Below are 9713 nucleotides of genomic sequence, written 5' to 3' on the forward strand. Positions count from 1 at the left end.
TAGATCCGAATTCCCAATTGGATGCGGATTTAAAAAAAATTCCTCTATGGTAAGTAGGAGGAATTCAATAACGATGGTTCAAGCAAAGCCTTGTGCCATCTGCCTCGGCGAATGCCGAGAGGCTATTCAGGTAAGAGTGTTTTAATCCGGGTGATGATATTCCGAGGGGGCATACCCAGATAGAGCATTTCCGACAAAATTCTGGAAAGCTCGTTTTCCAGAGTTTGCATGCGGGCAGTGTTGTCCTCGGGAACAGCAGGCCGGATAAAACTGCCTTTTCCCGGAATGGAATAGATATATCCTTGATGTTCCAGTTCCCGGTAGGCTTTCTGGATGGTATTCGGATTAATGGTCAATTCGCCGGCCAAAACACGTACGGCCGGTAATTGCTCGTCAGGCTTCAGCACCTTGCTTATGATGAGTTCTTTGATTTTCTCAACCAGTTGTTCATATATAGGCGCGCGGCTGCGTAAGTCCAGTTCAAACATAAAGCCCCTCCTTTCAATATTATCCGTACTATTACATATAGTACAATCAGTACAGTTGTGATTATATACCCATTATCCGGCTTTGTAAATACGTTTATCAGCCTAAATTTCTATATGACTAGAAGGTTTGGCTTAACGGGTGGAAATCCCGTCCGCAAAATTAAAAATCCGTGAATGGCAGCAACCGGCGGTTTTATGGTATTGTTACGTAGAGGAGCTTTACAAAGAATCAAGGTTTGAAAATGCCTGCGGTGGAGGACGAATATGAGAAAACTTCTATTAGTTGAAGATGATTTAAGCTTGATTGAAGGATTGAAATTCTCTCTTGCCAAGCATGAGTTTGAGGTAACTGTGGCAAGAACTGTTAAGGAAGCCAGGCACTGTTTTAATCAAAGCGAATATAATCTAGTCCTTCTGGATTTAATGCTTCCTGACGGCAGCGGCTTCGATATTTGCAGAATGATCAGGCAGACCTCAAACATTCCTGTAATATTCCTGACCGCTTCCGATGAAGAAGTGAACATTGTCATGGGATTGGACATGGGCGGGGATGATTACATAACCAAACCTTTCAAGCTGAATGAGCTTTTATCAAGAATAAATGCCACGCTGAGACGTTCGGAACCGGTAAAAGAACAGGTGACCGAATTGCATGCAAATGGGATTGCCGTAAAGCTCTTGGAAGGCAGGGCGATAAAAAACGGGACCGATCTGGAGCTGACATCCGCCGAATACAGACTGCTGTGTCTTTTTATGCGCAATCCGCGAGTTGTATTATCCAAAGAAAAGATAATGCAAAGCTTATGGGATTGCCGTGAAAGCTTTATAGATGACAACACTTTGGCCGTTTATATCAGCAGGCTGCGTGAAAAAATTGAAGACAATCCCAAACAGCCGTCATTTTTGACAACAATCAGGGGGATGGGATACAAGTGGAATATTATGTGAGGAGTTTGCTATGAGCAGCTTATTTACAAACAAAGATGCGAAAAAATTTTTTACAACACTAACATTGGCCTTACTGCTGGGGGTTATAATTGCTCAAATAATTGCCTATATAAATGCCGTTCAATTCAAAAATGAAATGATCATGCATGATTATGAACTGGCCGGATATTTGAGCGGCGAACATCCGGAACTGGCTTCAGAAATCCCGTCTGCGTTTACGGCGGATAAGTTTAAAAATCATTTTGAAACGGGTAAAACCTTGCTTGAACAAGCGGGATACAAAGATAGCATGCGGCTGCATTTAATACCCAGGGTGAATAAGTTTTATCAAACAAATATGGCAACTAATTTTATATTTTCCGTTATAATGAGCCTGGCGATTTTACTTGCCGCCTTTTTGTTTTTGAGAGGCCATTACCAAAAAATAGACCGGCATAATGATGATGTCAATAAAATAATGAGCGGGGAAATAGCCGCAAGGCTTGGCGACAGCGGCGAAGGAAGCCTGGCGAAGCTGGCGGCGTCCATTAATATGATGACCGCGTCACTGCACACGCATATTGAAAGAGAAAAACAAAACAGGATTTTTCTAAAGGATATTTTGACCAATGTATCCCACCAGCTGAAAACACCGTTATCGGCGCTTAACATGTATACCGAAATCATGAAAGATGAAAATATCGATAATAAAGTGATCGCAAGCTTTTTAAGTAAAAGTGAAAGTGAACTCGACCGTATGCAAATCCTGATCGCCAGTCTTTTAAAGATGGCGAAGCTGGATGCCGGAATTATTGAGATTAATAAAAAAGATTACATCCTGAACGACCTGATCAAACAGGCGGCCGACAGCTTTGAAATCAGGTTGGGCAAAGAGGGCAAGACCTTTGAAATAAAAGCCGGCGGCAGGGTGTCATACGCCTGTGACAAGGAATGGATGCTCGAGGCTTTGAGCAACTTGATAAAAAACGCCGTGGAGCATACCAGGGCGGGAAACCGCATCGAGGCTCTGATTGAAGAAACGCCGTTAATGGTAAAAATAACCGTCCGGGACGACGGAGCAGGCATTCACCCTGATGACATCAACTACATTTTTAAAAGATTTTACCGGAGCAGGTTTTCACAAAACAAGCAGGGCACAGGTATCGGACTTACCCTGGCAAAATCAATTATTGAAATGCATGGCGGCTTTATTTCTGTCGAAAGTGCGGTTGAAAAAGGCGCAATATTCACCGTGCATCTGCCCAAGCTTACAGAATTGTAAGCTTAAATTCATATTAGAGTAAGGTTGGGATGTTATCTTGTTGCTGAATAAGATAACTGAGGTGGGAAAATGGAAATACTTAAAGCCGCAAAGCTGTCAAAAACATTCGGAGAAGGCGAGACAAAGGTGGAAGCCTTAAAGGACGTGTCCTTTTCCGTTTCCAAGGGCGAATTCGTTTCCATCGTCGGGCCTTCCGGTTCGGGAAAAAGCACGCTGCTCAATCTGCTTGGAGCATTGGATGTCCCTACTTCCGGCAAGCTGTATTTAGACGGCAGGGACATATTCGCCATGCGGGAAAAGGAACTGGCGGTTTTCCGCAGGCGCAGCATAGGCTTTATCTTTCAGGCTTATAATCTGGTGCCCGAATTAAACGTTGAAGAAAACATTATCCTGCCGTTGCTGCTGGACTATAAAAAGCCGGACAAGCGGCATATTGACGAACTGCTGAACGTACTGGGGCTGACGGACAGAAAACACCATTTGCCCGGTCAGCTGTCGGGAGGGCAGCAGCAGCGCGTGGCCATCGGCCGGGCGCTGGCAGCCAGGCCGGCAATTATTCTGGCGGATGAGCCGACTGGAAATCTTGACAGCAAGAACAGCAGGGACGTGATCAATTTGATGAAAATGTCCGTTGACAGGTATCATCAAACCCTGCTCATGATTACGCACAATCAAAATTATGCTTCCTGCGCCGGCAGGGTATTCAGCATGGAGGACGGCATGCTAAGCGAGTTGGGGGGCGCCGGACGATGAAAAACTATCTCAGTCTTGTCCCCAAATACCTGTCGGCCCACGCAAAGAAAACCAGGCTGACCATCGCCGGTGTTGCCGTATCGGTCGCCCTCATCACCGGTATTTTCTCCATGCTGGATGTCTTTATGCAGTTTGAAAAGATACAAGTTATCCATGACTACGGGAATTATCATCTTCTGCTGAAAGAGCCGTCCGGCCGGGAAACGCATGCCATTGCCAGCCGTATCGACGTAGAAAACGCCGGGGGATGGAAAGATCTTGGAGAGGCAAGTATCAACGGCGTCATGTGCAAACTCGGCGCGCTTGAGCAAAATTTCGCGGAAAACCTGAACATAAGGGTTATTGAAGGCGAATATCCGACAGCGGAAAATGAAATCATGCTTGAGCAGTGGGCGGCGGAGAACAATCAATGGAATTTAAAAACAGGCGACGCGGTTAAAATCGCTTTTGCTGACGGCGCGGCAAGAGAATTTATAATAAGCGGAATATTCAATGATCTCGGCGGCATGAAGGCGAAGGGAGTGCCGGGCGTGCTTCTTTCTGTCGGCGGCGCCGCTGCGGTGCATTACGCAAAAACGGATTTTTATTTTATTAAGTTTAAAAGCGGCGTAAATATACTTGCGGCGGAAAAAGAAATAAAAAGCGCCTTGAATATTGCCGACGACAGAATCGAGCGCAATGAACGCCTTCTTGCCGTCATGGGACAGAGCGGCCATAACGCGGCGACGGACTTTTATAAAATCGGGGCCATATTATTTTTTATGGTGCTCGTTGCCGGCGTTATTATGATCTATAATACCTTTAACATATCGGTCATGGACAGGGTGCGTCAATTCGGGCTTTTACGGTGCATCGGCGCGTCGCAGGCGCAAATAAAAAAGCTGGTCCGCAGAGAAGGGATTTATATCACCCTGCGGGCAATCCCCGGCGGGCTGCTGGCCGGTATGCTGATCACCTTTATTTGCTCCGGCATATTGAAGTTCTATAACAGCAGTCTATTCGGCGCCATTCCTTTGTTCAACTGCAGCCTGCCGGGCCTGGCCGCCGGCATAGGCGCCGGGTTTCTGACCGTTTTTATCGCTTCCTTTGTGCCCGCGAGAAAAGCGGCCCGGGTTTCCCCGGTGAGCGCCGCAGCGGGAGGTAATCAGGTAATAAGCAAGAAGCGTGAAAAACGGAGTTTTCTGACTAAAACTCTGCCCGTTGAAATTGCGATGGGAGTAAACAATGCCGTTCTTAAAAAGAAAACGCTATTTTTAATGTCTTCCTCCATAGCCGTCAGCATTATCATATATTTCGGCTTTAATGTATTCGTCGATTTTATGCATACCAGTCTGAAAACCACCAAGCCTAACACCCCCGACATTTCCCTGACCTCGGAGCATGACCTTGAGCACGATTTGTATGCAAGACTGTCGGGTATTGACGGCGTTAAAAAGGTTTACGGCAGAATGTTCGGCTATGTCGACGCGACTTTTGACGCCGCCAGGCTGACCGGCTCTTATCAAGAAAACATGGGAGGTATCAAAGTAAAAGACAATGGTTTGTTTGTACCCCCCGAAAGCGCCTGGCTCATCTCATATGATCAAAACCAGTTAAATTGGGCGAAAGCGGATTTGATTGCAGGAGAACTTTCTGAAGATAAAATAAACGAGCAAAACGGGGTAATTGCAGTCGCCATGCATTTAAGAAAGGGTGTTTCTACAGAAACCGCAAATCTGAAATTGGGAGATAAGGTCTATATTGAAACCCCCGCAGGAACCAAAGAATTAAAAGTTATGGGCATATTGCGCACCGTGCCGTTTGACAGCAAAGAGCTGACTTTGACCACGTTTATTACCACCGAGAAGCTGTTCACCGAGTTAACCGGCGGATCAGCATATAAAATAATAGACATTCAACTCGACAGGAGAAATCAGGAACAAGCCTTCCAGGCAATAAAGAGCCTCGCGGGCAATTCTATCACTGTGCTGGACGCCCGCCAAAAGAACGCGGAGATCGACCAAACCTTTTTAACCATGGCCGTCTTCATATATGGCTTCATAGCGGTAATTGCCCTGATCAGCATTTTGAATATCATCAACACCATGAATACGAGCGTTGCGTCAAAAACCAGGTATTTGGGGGTCATGCGGGCTGTGGGCATGTCAAACGCTCAATTAAGTAAAATGGTTTTGTGCGAAGCCGCAACATACAGTCTGACCGGCTGCCTCGCGGGATGCGTTCTGGGAATTATGCTGCAAAAAGCGCTGGTTGCAAACTGGCTTTCGACTTTTCATATCATTTGGCAATTTCCTATCGCCGAGGTGGTTTTGATTTTCATTCTAACCATGCTTATAACGTTTTTTTCCATCATAAGCCCATTAAGGCGAATTAAAGCCAAAAGCGTTTCGGAGGTTGTTCATTGGCTGTAAAGAAAAGGGCAAGGGGACAGGTTATTTGAAGGAGGTTTACATCGTTTTCCAAGTAACTATCCAATACAGATAGGACTACTAAGCTTTGATATAACATTCGCATGATCCTTTTGTGAAGGACAAATATCAATACCCTCTCTGCTTATCCTAACGATTATCGTGCCTGCACAAGGTACACTTATACCATCGGCAGATTTCCCCAAAGTTATGCCGGATGGTATGCTTTTTATCCGTTTTCCATTATGGCATGTTTTGCCACTTCCGGTGCACAGTACTCTTGAAAAACGCTTCGACTTTTTTAGAGCGTGGATTGTTCCCGGTGAAGGGCAGCTTATTCTATCGTGATATCCTGCTGATACAATACCGATTGAACCATCAACAATATCTATTACATTACTCAATGCTAAGGATTCCGGACCTCCGGCAAACCACCGGCCATGGTGGGGCAATTTAAAAATATCGGCTCGTAAGGATTTCCCCATTTTAGCCAACTTACTCATTAATCTATACCATCCTTTCCCTTGAAGGTCACCCGGCAGCAAAATCCTGTAATTTTCATGTTCCAGAATAAGCACAATGGACCAATTGTTCGGTTCATCTCCTGCCATATCTACATCGGCAGGGCTATGAGGAAAGATACAACTTAGATTTACGTCACCCGAACTAGCTATTGATCCTGTTAGAAATTGAGAATATGGTGAAATGCATTCAATACCGTATTTTATTTCAAATTCGGCAAACTGCCTTCTTAGTTTTTTATACCCGTTTTCCCTGCGGATACTTTTATCTCCCCTTATATAACCAAGTTTTGATACCGCCACGCCGGAGTTGTGCAAGTTGGCGACAAGACTTGCTATTCCTCTATAGTGGTCACTATCGCCATGCGACACTATTGCCCAGTCAACACGGGCAATTCCATGTTTCTCAAGAAAATCGAAAGTCAATTTAGAGTTTGGCGTGTCAATTATTGTTGCTGTTGAGCCGTCCGGATATATAATTACAATAGAATCGCCATGCCCAACCTCTAAGAAAGCGACCAGCAAAACACCGGACATGATTATCATTCACCTCCTAAAATGACAGGAGGGTTGTTACTTGTTTGCTCCATAAAATTAAATTCATCATCAGACAGATATCCGTAATCAATCATACGAAAACTCAAAAAATTAACTCCGCTCAACGATATATCATTTCTTTGCGCAAACGGAATTGCCGCCTCAAATACTGTTCCTTGCTCCAAGGCCCAGCCTGGCATTGCAGTGGGAATAGGTATTGTTTGTTCACCATTATATTCATCTATTAATAAGGTAACTGTCTGTTTGTCAAGATCAACACCCTGAACCGTGCCGAAAATCTTCCAGGTCTTTTCGGGATTTGGAAAATCACTCTGTATTAAATTAGCTTTTTTACGAATAAAGTTTTGCCATTCTTCTCCCGGCCTGCATACATCGGAAAAATATTCAGCAATCTTCTCTCGTTCAAACTCTGGCACTTGAAAAGCATCATAAACGATATTATCAACATCAATAATAAGCCCGCATACTTCATGCTGCCAATTAGGTCTTTTTTTATTTTTTAAATCGCTAATTCTATTTACACTATTAATAATCATCCGCTTTTGAGTTTCAGTAAATTTAGGGAATGGAATATCCTTTACTATGTCCTTATTAATGTATATCTTCTTATTAAACTTATCAATATACAAGCTCGTAATCGGATGATTTATAACCGCAATTAATTCTTCATAAGAAACACTGCTTTTCTTATCATAGATAATATAAAATCCATGACCTACATAATAACCATCCCGGTCTATTGCCCCATATATCCTCCACTTGCTCATAGAATTTCTTGTCCCGTTTAATAGTATCTTTTCAGACTTAAATGGAACTTTTTCTTTTCCGCGGTGATGGTTACCTGGGTATCGAACATATCGTCTATTATGGTCTCTGTAGTTTTTCCATGTAATCTTATAAGGCTCCAGGATATTTTCTCCAGGAGACTGCAACCATTTTTCCCAGTTGTCAGCACTATCATTTGCTATTTCATTACAAAAATCTTCATTTGATTTAAATTTAGGCTCTATGCCCCTGCTAATACTGACAAGTTTTCCAACGCTCGTTTCAACTTTTATACTTTTTAAACAGGAATCTAGAATCGAATTGGAAATAATTTTTTGCGGTGAATCAATCCATTCTTTAGCGTTTTTAAAGATTGCCTTTGTTGCCCGGCCACTTTTTTTGAATAATTCATAATCATTATTAGAGATAAAAAGAGATTTTACAGGATACTCAGAGAAGCTTTCGCCGGTTTTAAACTTCCTTAAAATTATGACAACGATAGAAACATCAGATGTTTCAAACGAGTTCTCCGGCAAATACCATATCTCGTATATCCTGGCTGAATTGAGAAGTGTATTCCTTGATTCTACGCATTTGCTACCCTCAAGATACGTGGCAGGAAGTATGATCGCCATGATCCCCCCAGGCTCCAAAACATTAAGGTACTTATCCATAAATTCAGCTGCTGTTTCTTTATTCTTATTATAGTCAAAGGGGGGATTTGTCATAATTATGGATGGTTTCCTGTCAAAAGGTAATTGTAAAAAATCACTGTTAATTATGTTCCATTTATTTCCATAAGGAATGCTGTATACCAGCAGCGACAGTTTTGCTACTTCAGACGCAAACTTATCTATTTCAACTCCGGTTATTCTTTCTGTAAGCAAATCATGCTTACATTGGCGGTCCATTTTCATGGGAAGCAGTTTATTGAGTCTATCACAGGCAGCAATTAAAAAGCTGCCTGAACCGCAAGTGCCATCCAATACGTATCTCTTGTCTTCAGGTATTAATTCAAAAGGCAGGCATTTGCATATTTGCTGGGCAAGGGCCTCTTCTGTCCAGTGAATTCCAAACATTTTGCGTATATCATTATCTAATATAGCAAATTCATATAGGTGACCTAAAATATCATTGGTCAGAGCCTGAAAAGTGAGCTGATTCCTGATGTATTCGAAAATATTTTGGGCTATTTGTTTTTTTACCGATTTTCCTATAATTCCTTTAAAATAATTGGGATAGTGCTGTAAGCACTTCTCAATCAGCTCAACCGCATTGCCCACACGCGTATCATACCCCCACAATTTATCTTGTATTATACAAGCAGCAAGAACATGTATTGAAACATGTGTAATATCATCATTATATTTCTCGCCTAAACGGTTCTTTTCCGACCTTATGGCAAATTCAAACAACTCGACCAATTTATATTTGGTTGCATTTACTGCAAACAGAGAAATTTGATAAAAATAATTGGTATTCTTAGCTGTTAACAAATTTTGCTTGTCATAATTCAAGCGGTTATCAGAAAAATATTTTTCCAGCAGCTTATAAGAAACTATATTTTTATGTTTTTCCTGTTTTCGCAAGTCGTATATACTAACTTCTAATGGATTTAAAATAATAACAAATGGAGCAGCTAAAAAACGATACCTTTCTATAAGGTTATCGGCATCCCCTCCATTTTCCGTCCAAACAACAGCTATACATGAAGTGCTTACGTCCAGTTGCTTATTTTCACTAAATACAACCATGTCTGCAGAGCAAATGACCTTTTTATCATCAATAAACCTATAGTCACGTCTTATCGCATTCTGATCATAACCGCAGGTTAAAATTAAATTTTCAACTTTATCAAGGGCTGAGGATCGGTCCATTACAGAACCTCCCTTAATGTACTTTGATTATCTTAAAATATCTTCATATTTCTTAGTTTTTCACTTTGTTTCCAGATAGCCCATCTCTTGATATTAACATCAATGTGTAATTATGGATGACAATGCGTATCTTT

At 42.4% G+C, this 9713-nt stretch carries 7 protein-coding genes; 4 read left to right on the plus strand and 3 right to left on the minus strand.

Annotated features, from left to right (window positions below; all coding sequences use genetic code 11):
* Window positions 1-122: 122 nt before the first annotated feature.
* Window positions 123-488, minus strand: a complete 366-nt coding sequence (locus tag L9W92_RS17980) for a GntR family transcriptional regulator (RefSeq protein WP_240085122.1) — start codon at window positions 486-488, stop codon at window positions 123-125.
* A 264-nt stretch (window positions 489-752) separates the two neighbouring features.
* On the opposite strand from L9W92_RS17980, the gene L9W92_RS17985 reads away from it, so the two are divergent.
* From L9W92_RS17985 to L9W92_RS18000, 4 genes are all read left to right on the plus strand, one after another.
* Window positions 753-1436 carry a response regulator transcription factor gene (locus tag L9W92_RS17985; RefSeq protein WP_240085123.1) on the plus strand — a complete coding sequence of 228 codons (684 nt, stop codon included), beginning with the start codon at window positions 753-755 and terminating at the stop codon, window positions 1434-1436.
* A 10-nt stretch (window positions 1437-1446) separates the two neighbouring features.
* Window positions 1447-2697: a sensor histidine kinase gene (locus tag L9W92_RS17990; RefSeq protein ID WP_240085124.1), complete on the plus strand. Its 1251-nt coding sequence runs from the start codon at window positions 1447-1449 to the stop codon at window positions 2695-2697.
* Window positions 2698-2766: 69 nt separating this feature from the next.
* Complete coding sequence (locus tag L9W92_RS17995) at window positions 2767-3450, plus strand: ABC transporter ATP-binding protein (protein WP_240085125.1); 684 nt, start codon at window positions 2767-2769, stop codon at window positions 3448-3450.
* A complete protein-coding gene (locus L9W92_RS18000; RefSeq protein ID WP_240085126.1) occupies window positions 3447-5861 on the plus strand; it encodes an ABC transporter permease in 2415 nt (804 codons plus the stop codon). The genes L9W92_RS17995 and L9W92_RS18000 overlap by 4 nt, the downstream gene beginning before the upstream one ends.
* A gap of 56 nt (window positions 5862-5917) precedes the next feature.
* Here the strand turns inward: L9W92_RS18000 and L9W92_RS18005 are convergent, their stop codons facing one another.
* Both L9W92_RS18005 and L9W92_RS18010 read right to left on the minus strand, forming a co-directional pair.
* Window positions 5918-6916 (minus strand): ComEC/Rec2 family competence protein, encoded by a 999-nt coding sequence (locus L9W92_RS18005; protein WP_240085127.1) that lies wholly within the window; start codon window positions 6914-6916, stop codon window positions 5918-5920.
* Window positions 6917-6921: 5 nt separating this feature from the next.
* Window positions 6922-9579: an N-6 DNA methylase gene (locus tag L9W92_RS18010; protein ID WP_240085128.1), complete on the minus strand. Its 2658-nt coding sequence runs from the start codon at window positions 9577-9579 to the stop codon at window positions 6922-6924.
* Between the last annotated feature and the right edge of the window lie 134 nt (window positions 9580-9713).

This window comes from Pelotomaculum terephthalicicum JT (assembly GCF_022410535.1).
GTDB lineage: Bacteria > Bacillota > Desulfotomaculia > Desulfotomaculales > Pelotomaculaceae > Pelotomaculum_D > Pelotomaculum_D terephthalicicum.

Coding starts and splice junctions, on each gene's coding strand:
- L9W92_RS17980 (WP_240085122.1), bottom strand. CDS start 488: ATGTTTGAACTGGACTTACGCAGCCGCGCGCCTATATATGAACAACTG.
- L9W92_RS17985 (WP_240085123.1), top strand. CDS start 753: ATGAGAAAACTTCTATTAGTTGAAGATGATTTAAGCTTGATTGAAGGA.
- L9W92_RS17990 (WP_240085124.1), top strand. CDS start 1,447: ATGAGCAGCTTATTTACAAACAAAGATGCGAAAAAATTTTTTACAACA.
- L9W92_RS17995 (WP_240085125.1), top strand. CDS start 2,767: ATGGAAATACTTAAAGCCGCAAAGCTGTCAAAAACATTCGGAGAAGGC.
- L9W92_RS18000 (WP_240085126.1), top strand. CDS start 3,447: ATGAAAAACTATCTCAGTCTTGTCCCCAAATACCTGTCGGCCCACGCA.
- L9W92_RS18005 (WP_240085127.1), bottom strand. CDS start 6,916: ATGTCCGGTGTTTTGCTGGTCGCTTTCTTAGAGGTTGGGCATGGCGAT.
- L9W92_RS18010 (WP_240085128.1), bottom strand. CDS start 9,579: ATGGACCGATCCTCAGCCCTTGATAAAGTTGAAAATTTAATTTTAACC.